Below are 20,880 nucleotides of genomic sequence, written 5' to 3'. Positions count from 1 at the left end.
GCGCGCGGGTCAGAGCACCTTGTAGTAGCTGATGACGTTGCCTTCCGGGATCTTCTCGGCGACGCCGACGAACACGTACTTCATCAGCCAGTCGTAGGGGCCGGCCTGGACTTCGAACTTCGGCGAGGCACGCATGTAGTACTCGGACGGGTCCACCGGCTCGCGCCGGCGCTGGCGCGCCATCACTTCTTCGGACGCCCAGCGGTAGCCGCGGTTCTGCAGGTAGATGGTGACGCCGTCGTCGGTTTCCAGCAGGTAGCGCGCATCGAAATCGAGCACGCCATCGGGGCGAACCGTGGCCCAGTCGCCGCCGCTGTCGGGCACCACGCGGCCGCGAATGCCCGGACCTTCGAAGCTGCCCTCCTGGACATAGACCGCGGCGCGTTCGTTGCCCAGCGGCGACTTGCCCAGATAGGTCGCCGGATGCAGGCGGATGCGGACCGCGAACGCGAACTCGAGTTGCGGCGGGGTGTGCGTGGGCGTGGTCGTGGTGGTGGTCGTGGTCGTGGGCGTCGTCATAGCACTGCGGCCTGTAATGGGTTGCCTGATGTCATGGGGTCTGACGTCATGGAGTCTGACGTCATGGGTTCGGATGTCATGGGGTCACCGGCTCCTGGTCCTGGCGCAGGGTGCGGGATGCGAGGAAGTAATGCAGCGCGCCCCACAGGAAGACCAGGCCGCACAGCACGGTGGCGTAGCGGATGCCGGTCGCCGCGGCCTGCGTGCAGGCCTGCGCCGTGCCGGCAGCCGCGCCTTCGAGGGCCTGGGCCGAGCACGATGCGGCGTATTCGCCGCCGGCATAGGCGCGGCGGGTGAAGACATCGCTAGCGCCGCCGATGAAGATCGGGCCGAGGCCCTGCCCGATCAGCGTGTTGACCAGCAACACGATGGCCGAGGCCGAGGCGCGCATGCGCGGGCCGACCAGGGTGTAGGTCACCGCGAAGGTCGAGCCGTACCAGGTGTACATCACGCTGCCGAAGACCAGCATCATCGCCACCGCGACGATCCAGTTGGTCTGCAGGAACGCCGCCAGGTAGAACGGCGTCGCCAGCGCGACGCCGAGCGCGACCACCCACAGGTACCAGCGCGAATCGCGTTTGCCCGCCCAGTCGGCCATGAAGCCGCCGAAGCTGGTGCCGAACAGCGCGCCGACGCCGGTGATCAGGCCGAAGGCCAGGCCCGCCTGCGCGTAGCTCATGTCGAACACGCGGTTGAAGTAGATCGGCATGAACATGTTGATGCCGAAGTTGGCGAAGCCGATCAGCGCGCAGCCCAGCGTCAGGTGGATGAAGGTGCGCTTGCGCAGCAGCAGCCGCAGCACCTCCTTCAGCGACGGCACCGGTTCGCCGGTCGGCACCACGCCATCGGCCAGTCCGCGTTGCGGTTCGCGCAGCGTCAGCACCGTCAGCAGCGCGATCAGCAGGCCCGGCAGGCCCAGGAGGATGAAGGCCGAGCGCCAGCCCATGTTCTGCACGATCCAGCCGGCAAGGATGGCCCCGCAGAATGCACCCAGCGGCACGCCCAGCGCGTACAGCGCGAAGGCGCTGGCGCGACGCTTGGGCGGGAAGTGGTCGGCGATCAGCGAGTGCGAGGCCGGCGTGCTGCCCGCCTCGCCGATGCCGACGCCGACGCGCAGCAGCAGCAACTGCGCGTAGTTCTGCGCCATGCCGCACAGGGTGGTCATCAACGACCACATCGCCACGCAGGCGGCGATGATCTTGACCCGGCTGTAGCGCTCGGACAGCCGCGCCATCGGAATGCCCAGCACCGCGTAGAAGAACGCGAACGCCATGCCGCCGAGCAGGCCGAGCTGGAGATCGCTGAGCTGCAGGTCGACCTTCATCGCCTGGCCCACGGTGGCCACGATGATCCGGTCCATGAAGTTGGACGCGTAGGTCAGGATCAGCAGGATGATCAACCAGGCCCGGTAGCCGGACGTGAACTGGGTGGAGGAAGCGGCAGACTGCGTTTTCGCGTTCATGGTGAGGGGCCCATCCCGGCCTGTTGCGTATCGCGTTCAAGCGTTCTGGCTGCGAGGAAGTAATGCCATGCGCCCCAGATGAAGAAGCAGGCGCAGGCGATCGCCGCGTAGCGGATCCCCTGTGCGGATGCCCGGGCGCATGCGTCCACCAGCCCCTCGGCCATCTGCGAGGGATTGCCACATGCGAGCGCGAAATCGCCATCGGCGGCGAACGCGCGCGTCGCGAACCTGTCGCTGGCCCAGCCCATGAACACCGGCCCCAGGCCATGCCCGATCAGGCTGATCGTCAGCAGCACCAGCGCCGACACCGAGGCGCGCATGCGCGGCCCGACCAGGCTGTAGGCGATCGCGAACGTCGGGCCGTACCACAGGTACAGCAGTCCGCCGAACAGCAACAGCATCGTCGCCGACACTGCCCAGCTCTGCTGCAGGAACGCCAGCATGTAGAACGGCGCGGTGATGCCGACGCCCAGCGCGACGACCCAGAGGTACCAGCGGCGGTCGCGGCCGCCCGCCCAGTCGGAGACATAGCCGCCGACGATCTTGCCCATGATCGCGCCGCAGCCCGTGATCAGGCCGAAGGCCAGACCCGCCTGCGCGTAGCTCATGTCGAACACGCGCGTGAAGTAGATCGGCATGAACATGTTGATGCCGAAATTGGCGAAGCCGATCAGCGCGCAACCGAACGTCATGTGCAGGAAGGTCGGCTTCGACAGCAGCAACCGCAGTACTTCCATCATCGACGGCACCGGTTCGTCGGCGTTCCGCGCCTGCGGATCGGACATGCCGCGCACGGGCTCGCGCATGGTGAAGTAGACCAGGGCCGCCAGCACGATGCCGGGCGCACCGATCCAGAAAAAAGCCGCGCGCCAGCCCATGTTCTGTACGATCCAACCACCGAGGATCGCACCGACGAAAGCGCCCAGCGGCACGCCCAGGCCGAACACCGCGAAGGCCTTGCCGCGTTTGTTGGGCGTGAAGTAGTCGGCGATCAGAGAATGCGAGGCCGGCGTGCTGCCGGCCTCGCCGATACCCACGCCGATGCGGAACAGCAGCAGTTGCGTGTAGTTCTGCGCCACGCCACACAGCGCGGTCATCGCCGACCACACCGCTGCGCAAGCGGCGATGATCCTGACCCGGCTGTAGCGCTCCGACAGTCGCGCCAGCGGAATGCCCATCAGCGAATAGAACAGCGCGAACGACATGCCGCCCAACAGACCGAGCTGCAGGTCGGTCAGGCCGAGGTCCACCTTCATCGCCTGCCCGACCGTCGCGACCAGAATGCGGTCGGCGAAGTTGGAGGCATAGACCAGCACCAGCAGCCAAAGGGCCCACTGGCGGCCGGATGACGTCACGTCGAGCGGAGTCTTGTTCTGCATCTGCCTTCAGCCGTTGCGTCAGATCGGGAAATGGCCGGGTTGCGTCTCGATCGTGATCCAACGCAACTCGGTGAATTCGGCAATGCCGGACTTGCCGCCGAAGCGGCCGTAACCACTGGCCTTGACACCGCCGAACGGCATCTGCGCCTCGTCGTGCACGGTCGGGCCATTGATGTGGCAGATGCCGGTCTGGATCCGCTTGACGATGCGCAGCGCACGCGCGATGTCGCGGCTGAACACCGCCGCCGACAGACCGTACTCACTGTCGTTGGCGATCCGCAGCGCATCGTCCTCGCCCTGCGCGCGGATCACCGCGACCACCGGCCCGAAGGACTCCTCGCGGTAGATGCGCATGTCCGGAGTCACGCCATCGAGCACGGTCGCATCCATCAGCAGGCCGCGCGCGGCGCCACCGGCGACCACGCGTGCGCCCTTGCCGACGGCATCGGCGATCAGCGCATTGACGTGATCGACGCCGGACTGGCTGACCACGGCGCCGAGCGGCGCCTTGCCCTCGCCCGGATCGCCCGCGACCAGCGTGGCGGCCTTGCTGGCCAGCCGCGCGACGAAGTCGTCGGCAACCGCGGCATCGACGACCAGGCGCTCGGTCGACATGCAGATCTGGCCCTGGTTCATGAACGCGCCGAACGCGGCGGCCTTGACGGCCTCGTCGAGGTCGGCGTCGTCGAGCACCAGCAGCGGCGCCTTGCCGCCCAGTTCCAGCAGGACCGGGGTCAGCGTGCGCGCGCCGAGTTCGGCGATGACCTTGCCCACGCGCGTCGAGCCGGTGAAGTTCACGCGCGTGACCGCGGTGTGCTCGACCAGGGCCTTGACCACGGCCGGCGCATCGTCGGGTGCATTGCTGACGACATTGACGACACCCGCGGGGAAGCCGGCATCGCGCAGCGCGTCGCCGATCAGCGCATGGGTTCTGGGGCACAGCTCGGAGGCCTTGAACACCACGGTGTTGCCGCAGGCCAAGGGCGTCGCGATCGAACGCACGCCCAGGATCACCGGTGCATTCCACGGCGCGATGCCGAGCACGACGCCGACCGGCTGGCGGATCGACAGCGACAGGCAGCCGGGCTTGTCGGACGGAATCGTCTCGCCCGAGACCTGGGTGGTCAGCGCCGCGGCTTCGCGCAGCATGCTGGCGGCCAGCATCACGTTGAAGCGGGCCCAGCCTTCGGTGGCGCCGACTTCGACCTTCATCGCGGCAACGAAATCGTCGGCACGCGCCTGCAGCGCATCGGCGGCCTTCAGCAGCAGCGCGCGGCGCGCGTTCGGACCGGTCTCCGACCAGGCGGCGAACGCGGCCTGCGCCGCATCCGCGGCACGCACCGCATCGGCCACGGTCGCGGCGGCCGCACGCGTGGCGACGCTGCCATCGAGCGGGTTCAGCCGTTCATAGGTCGCGCCATGCTCGGCCTGGATGTATTCGCCGCCGATCAGCAACTTCGTCTCGCTCGTCACAGTGTCCTCCTGCCCTTGTTGAGGGTCTTGCCTGTTGGGGCTTGCCTGTCGCGTGTTGTGCCGCCGTCGTGCCTATGCCTGGGTGATCTGCTTGGTCACCAGGCAGGCCTGCAGGCCCTCGATCGCGTTCTCCGCGCCGTGCCCGCTGTCCTTGACGCCGCAGAACGGCGCATCGGCGGCGCCGATCATGATGCTGTTGATGCCGACCATGCCCGACTCCACCGACTCGCCCACGCGCATCGCGGTGTGCGCCGAGCGGGTGAAGGCATAGGCCGCCAGTCCGAACGGAAGCCGGTTGGCCTGGGTGATCGCTTCGTCGATGTCGCGGAACGGCGTCATCAGCGCGACCGGTCCGAACGGCTCCTCGTTCATGATCTTCGCCTCGACCGGCACATCGGCCAGGACCGTCGGCTGCCAGAACCAGCCGGCGCCGCCTTCGATCGGATGGCCGCCGGCCAGCACGCGCGCACCGTGGCGCCTGGCGTCCTCGATCAGTTCGGCTACGGCCACCGGGCGCCGTGCATTGGCCATCGGCCCCATCTGCACGTCCGCGTCCAGGCCGTTGCCGACCTTGACGTTCGCCGCGCGTTCGGCAAAGCGCGTGACGAACTGGTCGTACACCGCTTCCTGCACGTAGAAGCGCGTGGGCGAAATGCAGACCTGTCCGGCGTTGCGGTACTTGCTGGTCGCGGTCAGGTTGATCGCAAGATCGATGTCGGCGTCGTCGAACACCAGCACCGGGGCATGGCCGCCGAGTTCCATCGTGGTGCGCTGGCCGTTGTCCGCTGCCAGCTTCATCAGGTGCTTGCCGACCACGGTCGACCCGGTGAACGACAGCTTGCGGATGATCCGCGAGCCCAGCAGGTGTCGCGACACCGTGTCCGGCACGCCGTAGACGAGGTTCATCACGCCGGCAGGCAGCCCCGATTCAACCAGCGCCTGCGCCACCAGCATCGCCGAGGCCGGCGCCTCTTCCGGTGGCTTCAGGATCACCGAGCAACCGGCACCGATCGGTGCCCCGAGCTTGCGCGCGGGATTGCCGAGCGGGAAGTTCCACGGCGCGAACGCCGCTACCGGGCCCACCGGTTCCTGCACCACGATCGAGCGCACGCCCGGCGGCCGCGCCAGCACGCGGCCGTAGGCGCGACGGCCTTCCTCTGCGTACCACTGCAGGCAGTCGGCCGCCATGTGCACCTCGATCCGCGATTCGAGCAGGGTCTTGCCCTCCTCGATCGTGGCCACGCGGGCAACGGCTTCCGAACGCGCCAGCAGCCAGTCGGCCGCCTTGCGCAACACGTTCGCACGGTCCTGCGGAGGCGTGGCCCGCCACTTGGCGAAGCCGCGCTGCGCCGATTCGAGCGCGCGGTCGAGGTCGTCGGCGGTGGCATGCGGTAGCTGGCCGATCACCTCGCCGGTGGCCGGATTGACGACCGGCTCGGTCTGCCGGCCTTCGGCACCGATCCACTCGCCATCGATGTACATCTTGATTTCGGGATATTCGCTCATGCCTGCCTCACAGCCGGAACAGTTTCTCGGCGTTGGTCTGGAAGAATTTCTTCTTGTCTTCGTCGGACATGCCCATGCGGTCGAGCACGCCGACTTCCTCGGGCACGTACTGGTAGGGGTAGTCCATCGCGTACATCATCCGGTCCACGCCAATGACGTCCTGCACGAAGCGGATCGACGGTTCCCAGGCCACGCCGCTGTTGGTGTAGTGGAAATTCTCGCGCAGGTAATCGCTGACCTTGCGCTGCAGCGGCTTCATGCTGTCGTAGCGCTTGGACACCACGCCGGCCTTGTGCATGTAGTCGAGGCGGTAGAGCCAGAACGGCAGCGCCTCGCCGGTGTGGCCGAGGATCAACTGCAGCTTCGGGAACCGGTCGAACACGCCGGCGATGATGATGCGCAGCGCATGCAGGCTGGTCTCGACCGAGAAGCCGAAGATGGCGCCATCGAGCCCCTTTTCCAGGAACGGCGCCAGCATCTGCTTGGACGGCGTGTACGGATGCAGGTAGATCGGCATCTCGAGCTTTTCGGCCGCCTCGAAGATCGGCCAGAACTTGGGATCGTCGAGGTATTCGTGGTGCGTATGCGAGTTGATGATCACGCCCTTCAGGCCCAGGGCCTTGGCGCGCTCGATCTCCTTGGCCGCGGCCGCGGGATCCTGCGGCGCCACCGCCGCCAGGCCCGAGAAGCGGTCCGGGTTGGCCTTCATGTTGTCGACCAGCCAGTCGTTGGCATAGATCGCGTAGGCCACCGCGTCGGCCTTCTCCATGATCTGCACGCCCGGCGAGGTCAGCGCCAGCACGGCATGGTCGATGCCGGCGGCATCCATGTGCGCGATGCGCTGTTCGCCGAGGTCGCCCAGCTGGTTGGCGATGATCTGCGCGCGCTCGCTCGGGCTGCTCAGGTAGAAGCCGAACATCGTGTTGAAGCCCGGGTCGTCGACCTTCTTCTCGACCAGCAGCTTCTTGTAGATGTCGAGCATGTCCGGCGGGCAGAACGCCTCTTCGGCGGCGATGCGCCGGTACGGCGGGTTGGCGATGGGGCTGTGGTCTGCGGTCATGCGGCTGCTCGCTGTATGGAATGGAAGCCAGTGCCGGCGGGAAGCTCGGCAGGCGGGAGTGCGGCGCGACCGAGGATCAGGTCCGAAGCCTTCTCCGCGATCATGATCGTTGCCGCATTGGTGTTTCCGCCGACGATCCTCGGCATCACCGAGGCATCGACCACGCGCAGGCGCGCGACGCCGCGCACCCGCAGTTGCGCGTCCACCACCGCGTCGTCCCCGGTGCCCATGGCACAGGTGCCGACCGGGTGGAATGCCGTGCCCACCGCCCAGCGCACGAAGGCGTCGATCTCGGCGTCGCTCTGCGCCTGCGCGCCCGGGCGGTTCTCGGCCTTGACCAGCGGCTGCATCGCCGCGTTGGCGATCAGCTCGCGCGCCATGCGCACGTGGCGGCGGAAGAACAGGCGATCGCTTTCCTCGGCCAGCAGGTTGAAGTGGATCATCGGCTTGTCGTGCGGATTGCTGGAGCGCAGGCGCAGGGCACCGCGGCTGTCGGGACGCAACAGCACGTTCGCGGTCGACAGCATGTGCCCGCGCCCGGAACGGATGCCCGGGAACCACACGCGCGCATCGGCCAGCGTGGGCGTGATCAGCGTCTGCGCATCCGGGCGGTCGAGGCCATCGCGGGTGCGGAACAACATCATGCCGCTGACCGGCAGGTCGGCGCCCAGGCCACGGCGCAGGAACTTCCATTCCAGCACCGTGCGCGCGATGCGATCGAAGCGCAGGTGGCGGTCGAAACCATAAGGGCCGGCAAGGTCGTACTCGACGCGGACCGAGGCATGGTCCTGCAGGTTCGCACCGACGCCGGGCAAGTGGCACGTCTCGTCGATGCCGAGCGCACGCAGCTGCGCGGCATCGCCGATGCCCGACAGCATCAGCAGTTGCGGCGAATTGAACGCGCCACTGGCGACGATCACTTCCTGCGCGGCATGGGCCCGGCGCACCTGGCCATCCTGCAGGTACTCCACGCCGCTTGCGATGCCGCCTTCGACCAGCACGCGCCGCGCATGCGCACCGGTGGCGATGGTCAACCCGGGACGTCCGCGGGCAGGAGCGAGATAGCAGGTCGAGGTGCTTCCCCGGCGGCCGTCCTGGACATTGAGTTCCGGCAGGCAGAAACCTTCCTGCACGGCGCCGTGGTAATCGTCGGTGCTGCCGTGGCCCAGGGCCTGCGCGGCGGCCCGCAGGCGCGGATAGATGATGTCGTCCGGCGCATGCGCCACCACCTGCATCGGGCCTTCCGCACCATGCCAGGCGCTGTCGCCGCGCCAGTTGCTCTCCGCGCGGCGGAAATACGGCAGCACGTCCCGATAGCTCCAGCCATCGTTGCCGAGCGCGGCCCATTCGTCGAAATCGAGCGCATGCCCGCGCGCGTACAGCATGCCGTTGATCGACGAACAGCCTCCCAGCACCTTGCCGCGCGGCGTCCAGATCCTGCGATGGTCGGCATGCGGCTCGGGCTCGCTCATGTAGCCCCAGCCGACGCGTGGATCGGTGCAGGTCTTGAGGAAGGCCAGCGGCATCGACATGAACGGCAGGTTGTCCACCCCGCCCGCTTCGAGCAGCAGCACCGAATGCTCGCCGGACGCGCTCAGACGGTTCGCGAGCACGCAGCCCGCCGAGCCTGCGCCAACGATGATGTAATCGTAGCCGGGGGCCGACATCACTTGACCGCGTAGTAGCTGAAAACGGTGTGGTCGGGATCCCAGTGACGCACGCCAGTGCCGACGACCACGGTGCGCGCCAGCCAGTCGTGCGGGCCCACCGGGACCTTGAACACCGGCGTGAATCGGAAGTAGGACGGCTGTTCCGTGCGCCCGGTTTCCGCATTGCGCTTGCCAGGGATCAGATAGCCACGATTGTGGATGTAGATGGTGGTGCCATCGTCGGCTTCGAGCAGGTAATGCGCACTGAGGTCGATGACGCCATCGGCGCGGATCGTCGCCCAGTCGCCGCCGCCCTGCGGCACCAGCCGCCCGTTGAGGCGCGGACCGGTGATCGTGCCACTGCCGACGCGGGTGAAGCCGCCATGGCTGTCGCCGACCATCGGACCATAGGTCAGGCGCATGTCGAAATCGCAGCGGATATCGAAGATGTGTTCCAGTTCCAACCCAGCGCCCATGTCCTGCTCCCTTGCCTCGTGAGACCGGCGCCGCGTGGCGTCCGATGCTCTACTGTTGTGCTGTCGCGTGGATGCCCGTGCCTGCGGCTCGATCAGTGACCGGACGCCGTGGCGCCGGCGCCGACGATGACCGCGTCGAGCGCGAGCGCGCCCTGCCCGACCGCGCCGACCACCAGCGGATTGATGTCGACTTCGACGATGTCCTCGCGCGCCAGCATCAGGTCGGCCAGCCGCCTGACCACCGCGACCGCCGCGTCGACATCGACCGCTGCCGCGCCGCGCACGCCCTGCAGCATCGCCGCGCCCTTGAGCTGCGACAGTTCGCGCGCGATCTGCGCCGGGGTCAGGTCGGCGGCGAGCAGCCGCACGTCCTTCAGCACTTCGATCCAGATGCCGCCCAGCCCGACCAGCAGCACCACGCCCCAGGATGGATCGCGACGCGCGCCGACCACCAGTTCCAGTCCGCGCGCGGCCATCGTCTCGACCAGGATGCCGTCGAGCGCGATGTCCGGGCAGGCCTGCGCGACGCGCGTGGACATCGTCGTCCAGGCCTTGCGCAACGCCGCCTCGTCGGCGAGGCCGACTGCGACGCCACCGACATCGCTCTTGTGGGTCAGCGCATCGGCCTGCGCCTTGATGACGACCGGATAGCCGATGCGCGCGGCGATCGCTACCGCTTCGTCGGCCGTGGTGGCCAGGCCGCCATCGGGTACGCGGATGCCCAGCGACTGCAGCACCTTCTTGCCCTTGTATTCGGCGATCGGCCCGGCCGCGATCGCAAGATCGGCAGGCACCGCGGCCGGCGTTGCGCGTGCGTCGGCGTCGGCCAGCAACTGCCCGCGCTGATGGACGCGCGCCATCGCATGCAGGGCGCGATCGGGCGAGCGCAGGAACGGAATGCCGCTGTCGCGCACCAGCGTCCTGAACTCGTCGCCCAGTGGCGATTCGTCGCCCATGATCACCAGCGCGACCGGCTTGGTCGCCTGTTCCAGCACCGGCACCAGCGCCTGGCCCTTGTCGAGCTGCTGCTTGGGCGAGCCGCCCATCAGCGCGACCACCAGGCTGCCGACGCCGGGATCGGCCAGCAGCGCCGCCGACGTGGTGCCGAAGATCGCCGGCTTCTGCATGCCCAGCGTGGTCAGGTCCAGCGGATTGTCGACGGTGGCGTAATCGGGAAGGATCTCCGCCAGCGCGGCGACCGTGTCCGGCGCCAGCTCGGCGGTGGGCAGCGCCAGCGATTCGCAGACATCGATCGACACGCCGCGGATCGCGCCGGAGTTCGACGACACCGCGATGCCGCCGCTGACCGCCTGCGGGAAGCGCGCGAGGATCGCGACAGTGTCGAAGGCCTCGTCCAGCGAGTGCGCGATGATCGCGGCCTCACGCTCGACCAGCGTGCGCATGACGTCGAAATCGCCGGCCAGTGCGCCGGTATGCGACTGCGCGGCCTCGCGGGCCTTGAGGCTGCGCCCGGGGTGCACCAGCACCAGCGGCTTGCCGGCGAGCCGCGCCTTGCGCGCGATCTCCAGCAGCTTGGCCGGCTGGCGGAACATCTCGACGAACAGCGCCACGACGTCGACCGCATCGCTGTCGATCAGGTAGCCCAGCACGTCCTCGGCGGTCAGCGCGGCCTCGTTGCCGGTCGAGCCGGCGAACACCACGTTCAAGCCCTTGGCCAGCAGGGCCTGGCGCAGGTTGCCGGCCATCGCACCGCTCTGGGTGATGATGCCCACGCGTCGCGCCGGCCCCGCCGCATACGGCTGCACCGCTTCGAACGTCAGCGGGATGCCGTCGGCGAAATTCAGGAAGCCCATGCAGTTGGGGCCGAGCAGCGCGAAGTCGGCATCGCGCGCGGCCTGCGACAGCCGCGCCTGCGCCTGCGCACCCTGCTCGCCAAGTTCGGCATAGCCGGAGGCGAACACCACGGCGCCGCCGAGTCCCCGACGGATGCAGGCCTCCACCGAATCCTGCACGCCGGCCTGCGGCACGGCCAGGATCGCGGCGTCGACGCCCTCGGGCAGGTCATCGATCTGGCGATGGCAGGCCTGGCCGTCGATCTCGTCGCGGGTGCGGCTGACGAAATGCAGCGTGCCCGCGTACCCGAACCGGCGCAGGTTGGTCAGCACCAGGTTGCCGACGGTGCCGGCATCGGGGGATGCGCCGACGACGGCCAGGGAGGTGGGCGACAACAGCCGCCGGATGGAAGCGTGGGAGATGGACACGGTACTCACGGATCAAGTGGGGAATGACGCAGGCACGATGCTGGGATCAACCTTCGCGGCGATAGGCGCCAAGCCCCGGACGATAACTCTTGTCGTCGAGGAATTGCTTCATCCCATTGTCGCGACCGCGCTCGGGATCATGCAGCATCGCCTGGTCGTTCTTGGCCATCAGGTAGTCGCCGGCCTGCTCCCAGGTCATCTCGGACGCAATGCGGTGGGCGACCTTGGCCTGGCGCAGCACGACCGGGTTCTTTTCCATCAGCACCCTGGCCAGCTCGATGGTGCGCTCGCGCAGGCGATCGCGCGGCACTGCCTCGTTGACCAGGCCGATCTGGGTGGCGCGCACGCCGTCGAACTTCTCGCCGGTCATGATGTAGTACATGGCCGCACGCTCGCCGATGACCGAGGCCACCGCGCGGCTGACCACGCCGGCCGGGATGATGCCCCAGTTGATCTCGGACAGGCCGAACGTCGCGTCCTCGGCGGCGATCGCCAGGTCGCAGGAGATCAGCGGCGTGAACGCGCCACCGAAGCACCAGCCATTGACCATCGCGATGGTGGGCTTGGCGAAGTGGCGCAGCCGGCGCCACTGCCAGTCGCCGTTGGCGCGGAACAGCTTCACGCGCTCGGCCGGGTCGCCGTCGGTGGCGCGGAAGTACTCGCGCAGGTCCATGCCGGCCGAGAACGAATCGCCGGCACCGGTCAGCACCACGACCTTGACGGCCTCGTCGGTCTCCAGCGCATCGAGTGCGGCGACCATGCCATAGACGATGCCGGGATTGATGGCGTTGCGCTTCTCGGGCCGGTTCAGCGTGACCCAGGCGATGCCATCTTCGATCAGGATCTTGACGGGGGTTTCGTTTGACATGACTGCGTGCTCTTCCCTAGTTGTCCATTCGACGAATGCATCGAATGGTTCCACATTTCTGCCAGTATATAAAGATGCTTTATATAATTGTTTCGTAATTTATTCCGCAATGCCTCGCGATGCGTCGGCGGGCCCCGTCCGCCGCCTCAATGCACGCGGCCACCGCCGTCGACCTTCTGCCCCGCCCGCTGCAGGCGTGCGGTCTCGACGATCCATGCGTGCACGTTCTCGACATCGCGCGGCGACAGCACGTCCGAATACGCGGCCATGCCGCCGGCCGACATCATTCCGTCCAGTACGATCTTCGAGAACAGCCCGTGGATCGGCTCGGGCATGTTGAACAGGTCCGGGAAGCCCGAGAGGGTGCCGTTCAAGCCGCCGCGATGGCAGCGCATGCAATGCTCGGCATAGGTCGCCGCGCCCTCGGCGACGCGGCCGGCGTCGCGCGTCGGCAGTTCGGCGAACAGCTGCTCGGGCAAGGGATGCTGCAACGGCGGCTCGCGCAGCGCGGCCACGGGCGCTTCGCTGCCGTCCAGACGGAACGCCAGCATGCGACCACTGTTGACGCGGGTGTTGGCGACGGCCTCGGGATGGAATCCGCTCTGCACCAGTCCACCGTACCCGGCCGCGACCGCGATGTACTGGGTGCCGTCGATGGCATAGCTCATCGGCGCGGCCATGATGCCGGTCCCGAGGAAGATCTCCTTCAGCAGTGCGCCGTCGCTGGCGCGGTACGCGCGCAGGTGTCCGCTGGAACTGCCCTGCACGACCAGCCCGCCCGCCGTGGCCAGCGTGCCGCCATTCCACGAGCCCGACAGCGGCACGCGCCAGACTTCGCGCTGGGCGACCGGATCCCAGGCCAGCAGGTATTCGACATAGCGCGGCGCCGGCTGTCCCGCGCCCATGCGCTGCTGCTCGCTTGCCGACTGCAGGAACAGCGGCAGGTAGTTCGAGCCCCAGGTCATGGTGTCGTGCTTGCGCGTCCAGCCCGGGGTCATCTGGAAGGCGGTGGCCATGTCGATGACCGGCAGGTAGACCAGGCCGGTCTGCGGACTGAAGGCCATCGGCATCCAGTTGTGCCCACCCAGCGGCGATGGATAGATCAATCGCGCATCCCGGCTGTAATCGGCCTGCGCATTGAGCACCGGCCGTCCGGTCGCCAGGTCGACGCGGTCCGCCCAGGTGGTGGTGACGTATTTTTCGGCGGAGATCAGCGCGCCGTTGCTGCGGTCGATCACGTAGAAGAAGCCGTTCTTCGGCGCCTGCATCAGCACCTTGCGCGTGCGGCCCTCGATCTGCAGGTCCGCCAGCACGATCGGTTGCGTCGCGGTGTAGTCCCAGCTGTCGCCGGGCGTGACCTGGTAGTGCCAGGCCAGGCGGCCATCGGCCGGCGAGATCGCCAGGATCGACGATACATACAGGTTGTCGCGACGGCCGGGGCTGCGCAGCCAGACCGGATGCGGCGAGCCGTTGCCGGTGCCGACGTACAGCAGGTCGAGCTCGGCGTCGTAGACCATGCTGTCCCAGACCGTGCCGCCACCGCCGGCATCCCAATCGGAGTCCGCATCCCAGGTGGACGCGGCGGATGCGAGTTCGGGATGTTCGTAGCCCTTGGCCGGATCTCCGGGAACAGTGAAGAAGCGCCAGCGCTGCGCGCCGGTCTCCAGGTCATAGGCGGTGATGTAGCCGCGCACGCCGAACTCGGCGCCGCCATTGCCGATGACGATCTTGTCGCCAGCCACGCGCGGGGCGCCGGTCAGCGTATAGCCACGGCTGCGATCGATCAGGGTGTCGACCTTCCACAGCGGCGTGCCGGTGGCCGCATCCAGCGCGACCAGCCAGCCGTCCAGTTGTCCCACATAGACCTTGCCGTTCCAGACCGCGACGCCGCGATTGACGACATCGCAACAGGCCTTGCGTGCCCAGGCACCATCGAGCTCGGGCACATAGCGCCACAGCTCGCGTCCGCTTGCAGCATCCAGCGCATAGGCCTCGCCCCACGGCGCCGAGGTGTACATGACGCCATCGACGACGACCGGCGTCGCCTGCTGTCCGCGCGCAACGCGGCCGCGACGTGGCGTCGCATCGTATTCCCACGCGAAGCCCAGCCGGGCGACGCTGGAGGCGTCGACCTGCTGCAGCGGCGAGTAATGCTGCTCGCCGCCGTCGCGTCCGGTCGTGAACCAGTTCTGCGGTTCGCGGTCGGCCGCCGCGAGCCGGCCGGCGTCGATACGGCCGGCCTGCGTGGAGGCCTCCTGCTTCGAAGCAGCCGAGACGGCCTCACCCGAGCAGGCCGCCAGTGCGGCAAGCGCACTGGCGACGAGCAGGAGCCGCAACAGCATGGGCCGGATCGGCATGCGCAGGCTCAGAAGTTGTGCCGGAACGACACGTACCACTCACGCGGGCGCGCGGGATTGGCGTTGGCCACGCCCGAAGCGCTGAACACATCGAGCTTGTTGTTGTAGTAGTAGCGGTCGGTCAGGTTGGTCACGCCCAGTGCCGCTTCCCAGTCCGCGTTCGCCGGACGCCATGTCAGGCGTGCATTGGCGACGGTCGCACCCTCGACCCGTCCCAGCTCGGAGTTGCTGGCATTGGTGAAGAAATCCGAGTAGTAGCTCGCGTCCACGCGCGGGACCAGGCTGCCCGAGGTGAACGGGATCTCGTACTGGATGCCGACCGACGCCTTGTTCTTGGACATGTACGGCGCGACCATCGAATAGGTCATCCGCGATGCCAGCGCAGCCGCCGACAGTTCCTTGTACTCGAAGTCGAGGTAGCCGTACGACGCATCGATCATCAGGCCTTCGATCGGATACGCGGTCAGTTCGATCTCGGCGCCGCGGACGTCGGCTTCGCCGGCATTGACCGGGATCGCTGACACCGGGAAGCCGGCGTAACCGTTGGTGATCGTCATCAGGATGTCGGTGTAGTCATTGAGGAACACCGAGGTATTGAGTCGCAGGCTGCGATCGAACAGGTCGGCCTTGACGCCGAACTCGTAGGCCTTCAGGACTTCCGGATTGAACGGCAGCACCTGGCCCGGCGAGAACGGACGCGGGTTGATGCCGCCACCCTTGAAGCCGGTCGCATACGAGGCGTACAACATGACCTCGTCGCTGAGGTGGTAGGACGCGGCGACGCGATAGTCGACGCGATCGCCTTCGTAGTAGCCGACCTGGCCGTTGATCGCGTTGACCGGCAGGCCGGTCACCGGATTGGTGCGCACGAAGGTGTATTCCTTCGACTCGTCGGTGAAGCGCACGCCCGCCGAGAGCTCCCACTTGTCCGACAGCTTGTACATCGCATGCGCGAACACGGACTTGCTCTTCGAGACGGCCGGGTCTTCGTGGTAGGCGAACAGGCGCGGGATGTCGGCGACGCCCTCCAGCGTCGAGGTGGCGTCGAAGTAGTAGCCGCCCAGCGTGTACTCGAGGCGGTCGTCGAACGCTGCGCCGTTGAAGCGCAGTTCCTGGCTGAAGGTGTGGTTCCAGGCACGCCACTGCTGCGTGTAGTACGCGATCGGGCCGCGATCCATGTCCACGCCCCAATCACCTTCGTACTCGCGGTACGAGGTGATCGAGGTCAGGCTGTAGCCGTCGCCGAGGCGCCAGTCGAGCTTGGCGGAAGCACCGCGCGACTTCATCGTGCTGGTCGGGCTGGCCGACCAGCCGTTGCCCTGGTAGGTCGCGTAGTTCTCGAAGTCACCGACGTTGAGGAAACGATTGTCGGGACCGGCCAGCAGCACGGTGCCCGGCGCTTCGTTGTCGACGTCGGACGCATCCAGCGAGAAGTTCGCTTCGAAAGTGTCGCTGGGGACCCAGCGCAGCGCGGCGCGCACGCCCTGGTAGTTCTCGCCGCCTTCATGGCCGATCACGCAATCACCGGTCGCCGAGGCCGCCGGCACGCCGGAGCCGGGATTCCGACAGCCATAGTCATAGCGGGTCACGAAGCCTTCGCGCTTCTTGGACACGCCGGACAGGCGCATGAACAGTTCGTTCTCCTTGAGCACGAAATTCGCCGAGCTGCGCAGGTCGATGCGGCCGAACGAGCCGACGGTCGCTTCGACCATGCCGCCCTGCTGGTCGTCGGGAACGCGGGAATACAGTTTGATCGCGCCGCCGATCGAGTTCTTGCCGGCCAGCGTGCCCTGCGGTCCGCGCAGGATTTCGACGCGCTCGAGATCGAGAAGGTCGAACACCGAACCCGCGATCGTCGGGTGGTAGACGTCATCGATGTAGATGCCGACACCAGGCTCCAGCGCGAAGCTGCTGTCGTACTGGCCGACACCGCGGATCGAAATGGCGGCGCCGCTGCCGAAGTTGCCGACCGCCGGCTTGATGTTGACGTTGGGCGCGGCGGACGCGACGTCGAGCACGCTCAACTGGCCGCGCGCCTCCATCATCTCGGCGCTCAGCGCGGAGATCGCGATCGGCGTCTCCTGCATGTTCTGCGAACGGAATTGCGCGGTCACCTGGATGGCGTCGAGCGTCGTCGGCTGCGAGCGCGAAGCGTCCTGCGCAGCAGCGGGCGCAGCGGCCGGCGTGGCGTCCTGCGCGAAGGCCATCGACGCGGACAATGCCATCGCAACGGCACATCCGAGCTTGGAAACCAAAAGACGGTGGCGCTGACCGCTACCGATGGCACTACGGTGAAAACCAGACATGAACCCCTCCCGGAGGCAATGCGTTTCTGATGTCACGGAGACCCGGATCGTGCCTGTTTCGGCGCCCACCCGGATTGCTTATCAGTGGCCTTTATATACCTGTCACTTATTTGATCAAGCTGCAGCGCAACATAGTCGGGCGTCGACCATCCGGGCCCTTCGTGCGCGTCCGCCACGGCGCTGCGCAGGCATTGCCTGCCAGCCGCCGGACAGGCGGCCGGACGCGCTTTCCCGTCCGGGCTGAATGCACACGCAGCGCCCCGGCAGGGGCCTGACCGGCGGCGCACTGCGCGATCGTGGTCGCAGGCGACGCCCGCTCAACTGCCGCGGATCAGGTCCGCGGCCTTCTCGCCGATCATGATCGAGGCCGCGTTGGTGTTGGCGCCCGGGATGGTCGGCATGATCGAGGCATCGGCGACGCGCAATCCTGCGACGCCGCGCACCCGCAGCTGCGGATCGACGACGGCCTCCTCGCCGACGCCCATGCGACAGGTGCCGACCGGATGGTGGGTGACCCCGGCCCACTGCCGGATCGAGGCATCGAGTTCGGCATCGCTCTGGACATCGGCGCCGGGCACCGTTTCTCTCCCGACCAGGCGCGCCTGCGGCTCGCTCCGGTACACCTCGCGCGCCGCACGTACCGCCGCGCGCATGCATTCGAAGTCCTCGCGCTCGGAGAACAGGTTCAGGGTGATCCGTGGCGCCGCCGCCGGATCGTTGGAGTCCAGCTCCAGCCAGCCACGGCTCTTGGGCCGCATCTGGCAGATCGTCACATAGAAGCTGTGCGGCTTGGACGGCTTGAAGAACGGGAACCACAATTCGGCATCCAGGCGGATCGGATTGCCGAGGATCTGCACGTCCGGCCGTTCCAGTTCCGGCCGCGTCTTCAGCAGCAGGTTGCCGCTGTTGATCTGCGTGGCGAACGGGCCGGTGCCGGCGAAGTACCACTGCGCCACCGACGTGATCGCGCGGTCCAGCCGCATCTCGTTGAGCAGGGTCACCGGCGACGTCGCCTCGTATCCCAGCATCATCCGCGGATGCTCCTGCAGGTTGCGGCCGACGCCGCGCAGGTCCGCCACCGGCGCGATGCCCTTGGCGCGCAGATGGTCGGCCGGGCCGATGCCCGACAGCATCAACATCTGCGGCGAGTTGTAGGCGCCGCCGCAGCAGATCACCTCGCGCTCGGCACGTACCACGTGCACCTGCCCGTCCTGCCGGTACTCGACGCCGACCGCGCGGCCGTTCTCGACCAGGATGCGCATGGTCTGCGCACGCGTCAGTACCGTCAGGTTGGGGCGCGCCATCGCCGGACGCAGGAACGCGCGCGCGGTGCTGGCGCGACGGCCACGGCGGTCGATGCTGACATCGGTACGCGCAAAACCGACGTTGACGTCGCCATCGATGTCGTCGGAGCAGCCGTGCCCGGCCGCCTGCGCGGCCTCCTTCAGCGGCCGGTGCAACTGGCGCTCGGTCTCGACCGGCACCACGCTCATCGGTCCGCGCTTGGAGTGATAGCGGTCTTCTTCGCGCCACGAACCTTCCGACTTGCGGAAATACGGCAGCACGTCCTCGAAGCCCCAGCCCTCGCAGCCCAGGTCGCGCCACTCGTCGTAGTCCAGCGGATGCCCGCGCATGTACATCATGCCGTTGATCGACGACGAGCCGCCCAGCACGCGCCCGCGCGGCAGCGGGATCCGGCGGCCGTTGAGATGCGGCTCGGGTTCGCTGGTGTAGTTCCAGACCAGGTCGGGATTGCGCAGCGCGCGCAGGAACCCCAGCGGCATGCGCAGCAACGGATGGTTGTCCATGCCGCCGGCTTCGAGGACGACGACCTTCAGCGTCGGGTCTTCCGACAGCCGTGCGGCGATCACCGCACCGGCCGATCCTGCACCGATGACCACGTAGTCGGCAGTGGCGGGGTTCTGTGACATGGACTTGCGCTTCCGTTGGCACGGTCGCCCGCTTGCGCTGCACCGCCATGCCGGCCGGCGAGCGGCGTCGCGACGCCCGCATGTGGAGGGGAGCCGCCGGCGCGTGGATGAGCTGGACCCTGACGTGCAGGGACCGGGTCGGCGCCGGCTGCCGTCAGCAATATATAAGGCTTATTTACATAATCAATCATGCACTGCAACATCGCCCCGGCGGCGACTGTGCGCCTGGCATGCGAGCCGTCGCGAGGCCATTGGACGCGTCAGCCCGCGCGCGCCACCGGGATTGTCCGGATCAGCAGCACCGCGCCCGCCGCCGCCAGCAGCGGCAGCGCGAACACGTAGTACAGGTGGCTGGTGTGCCAGCCGGCATCGATCAGCACGCCGACGATCGCCGGCGCGATGATCGCGCCGATGCGGCCGATGCCGATCGCCCAGCCCAGGCCGGTCGTGCGCACCGAAGCGTCGTAGACCGTCGGCGCCAGCGCGTACAGGCCGGCCATCGAACCGAACAGCGCGAAGCCGATCATCACCGCGACCGCGAAGGCCAGCGCCAGCGTGCCGCTGACATAACCGAACAATGCCAGCGCGACCGAGGTCGCCACCAGGAACATCGCGATCAACGGACGCAAGCGCAGGCGCGTGGTCAGCCAGCCGAACAGGCCGCCACCGACGATCCCGCCCAGGTTCAGCAGTACGCCGCCGGTGATGCCCTGCTCTGCCGACATGCCGGCATCGACCAGCAGTTTCGGCGTCCAGCTCAGCACGAAGTAGGTGCCGAACATCAGCATGAAGAACGCCAGCGCGATCAGCAGCGTGGTGCGCAGCAGGGCCGGCGAGAACAGCCGCGCATAGCCACCGCGTCCGCCGGCGACGACCTGCGCCGGTTCCGGCAAGGCCTCGCGCCACGGCAGCTGCATCCGCGACAGCAGCGCGTTGAGCCGCGGCAGCGCATCGCGCGGTCGCCGCGTCACCAGGAAGTCCAGCGATTCGGGCAGGTAGCGCAGCACCACCGGGATCGCCGCCAGCGAGGCCAGCGCGCCGCCGATGAAGACCGAACGCCAGCCCCAGGCATCGATCAGCCAGACCGCGAGCACGCCACCGATGGTCGCGCCGATCGGATAGCCGATCGAATACATCGCCAGCGAGAAGCTGCGGTAGCGTTCGGACGAATACTCGGCGGCGATGACGCCGACGCTGGCCAGCATGCCGCCGATGCCGAGCCCGGTGAACACGCGCAGCGCCGCAAGTTGGGTCACGCTCTGCGCGAAGGCCGAAGCGAACATGCCAACGGTGATGACGACCATGCTCAGCAGGATGATCGCGCGACGGCCGTGGCGGTCCGCCAGCGGCGCCAGGAACAGCGAACCGGCCGCCATGCCGAACAAGCCGGCGCTGAGCGTCAGCCCGATCTCGGCCCCCGACAGTCCCCACTCGTTGGCGACATGCGACGCGGTGAAGGCCATGACCATGACGTCGAAGCCGTCGAGCACGTTCAGCAGCACGCAGACCGAGATCGCGATCCACTGGAACCGGCTCATGGTGGTCAGTTCAATGCCGCCTGCCTGGGGTGTACCTGTCGCTGCCGCCACGTCTGCCGCTCCCGCTGCCGGCCGCGCGGGACCGCCCCGCTCGGCGGCGACCTGTATACATCAGGCTCCCTGATAATGTCACG

At 67.7% G+C, this 20,880-nt stretch carries 14 protein-coding genes; all 14 read right to left on the bottom strand.

From position 1 onward, the window contains the following. Positions 1–9 precede the first annotated feature (9 nt). Positions 10–411, bottom strand: a complete 402-nt coding sequence (locus ACYX7E_RS18795) for a DUF3237 family protein (protein ID WP_462082147.1) — start codon at positions 409–411, stop codon at positions 10–12. Positions 412–595: 184 nt separating this feature from the next. Then, positions 596–1,981, bottom strand: a complete 1,386-nt coding sequence (locus ACYX7E_RS18790; RefSeq protein WP_462082146.1) for a spinster family MFS transporter — start codon at positions 1,979–1,981, stop codon at positions 596–598. Next, on the bottom strand, positions 1,978–3,360 hold the full coding sequence (locus ACYX7E_RS18785; RefSeq protein ID WP_462082145.1) for a spinster family MFS transporter: 1,383 nt from the start codon (positions 3,358–3,360) through the stop codon (positions 1,978–1,980). Before ACYX7E_RS18785 ends, ACYX7E_RS18790 begins: the two co-directional genes overlap by 4 nt. 18 nt (positions 3,361–3,378) lie before the next feature. After that, positions 3,379–4,833, bottom strand: coding sequence for an aldehyde dehydrogenase (locus tag ACYX7E_RS18780; protein ID WP_462082144.1), 1,455 nt, complete (start codon positions 4,831–4,833; stop codon positions 3,379–3,381). Positions 4,834–4,905: 72 nt separating this feature from the next. Next, positions 4,906–6,339, bottom strand: coding sequence for an NAD-dependent succinate-semialdehyde dehydrogenase (locus ACYX7E_RS18775; protein ID WP_462082143.1), 1,434 nt, complete (start codon positions 6,337–6,339; stop codon positions 4,906–4,908). A 7-nt stretch (positions 6,340–6,346) separates the two neighbouring features. Further along, positions 6,347–7,399 (bottom strand): amidohydrolase family protein, encoded by a 1,053-nt coding sequence (locus tag ACYX7E_RS18770; RefSeq protein ID WP_462082142.1) that lies wholly within the window; start codon positions 7,397–7,399, stop codon positions 6,347–6,349. Then, positions 7,396–9,066, bottom strand: a complete 1,671-nt coding sequence (locus ACYX7E_RS18765; protein ID WP_462082141.1) for a GMC family oxidoreductase — start codon at positions 9,064–9,066, stop codon at positions 7,396–7,398. Before ACYX7E_RS18765 ends, ACYX7E_RS18770 begins: the two co-directional genes overlap by 4 nt. After that, a complete protein-coding gene (locus ACYX7E_RS18760; protein WP_462082140.1) occupies positions 9,066–9,524 on the bottom strand; it encodes a DUF3237 domain-containing protein in 459 nt (152 codons plus the stop codon). Before ACYX7E_RS18760 ends, ACYX7E_RS18765 begins: the two co-directional genes overlap by 1 nt. Positions 9,525–9,616: 92 nt before the next feature. Beyond that, a complete protein-coding gene (locus ACYX7E_RS18755; RefSeq protein WP_462082139.1) occupies positions 9,617–11,713 on the bottom strand; it encodes an acetate--CoA ligase family protein in 2,097 nt (698 codons plus the stop codon). Between the two features lie 79 nt (positions 11,714–11,792). After that, positions 11,793–12,614: a p-hydroxycinnamoyl CoA hydratase/lyase gene (locus ACYX7E_RS18750; protein ID WP_462082138.1), complete on the bottom strand. Its 822-nt coding sequence runs from the start codon at positions 12,612–12,614 to the stop codon at positions 11,793–11,795. A gap of 146 nt (positions 12,615–12,760) precedes the next feature. Beyond that, the gene (locus tag ACYX7E_RS18745) at positions 12,761–14,971 is read right to left on the bottom strand and encodes a PQQ-dependent dehydrogenase, methanol/ethanol family (RefSeq protein ID WP_462082137.1); all 2,211 of its coding nucleotides are present in this window, start codon (positions 14,969–14,971) and stop codon (positions 12,761–12,763) included. Positions 14,972–14,979: 8 nt separating this feature from the next. After that, a complete protein-coding gene (locus ACYX7E_RS18740; RefSeq protein WP_462082136.1) occupies positions 14,980–17,196 on the bottom strand; it encodes a TonB-dependent receptor in 2,217 nt (738 codons plus the stop codon). Between the two features lie 398 nt (positions 17,197–17,594). Next, positions 17,595–19,208 carry a GMC family oxidoreductase gene (locus tag ACYX7E_RS18735; RefSeq protein ID WP_462082135.1) on the bottom strand — a complete coding sequence of 538 codons (1,614 nt, stop codon included), beginning with the start codon at positions 19,206–19,208 and terminating at the stop codon, positions 17,595–17,597. A 260-nt stretch (positions 19,209–19,468) separates the two neighbouring features. Continuing rightward, positions 19,469–20,746: an MFS transporter gene (locus ACYX7E_RS18730; RefSeq protein WP_462082134.1), complete on the bottom strand. Its 1,278-nt coding sequence runs from the start codon at positions 20,744–20,746 to the stop codon at positions 19,469–19,471. Positions 20,747–20,880 lie beyond the last annotated feature (134 nt).

The organism is Luteimonas sp. RIT-PG2_3, from assembly GCF_054902115.1.
This window is presented reverse-complemented; position numbering and strand designations above follow the sequence as displayed.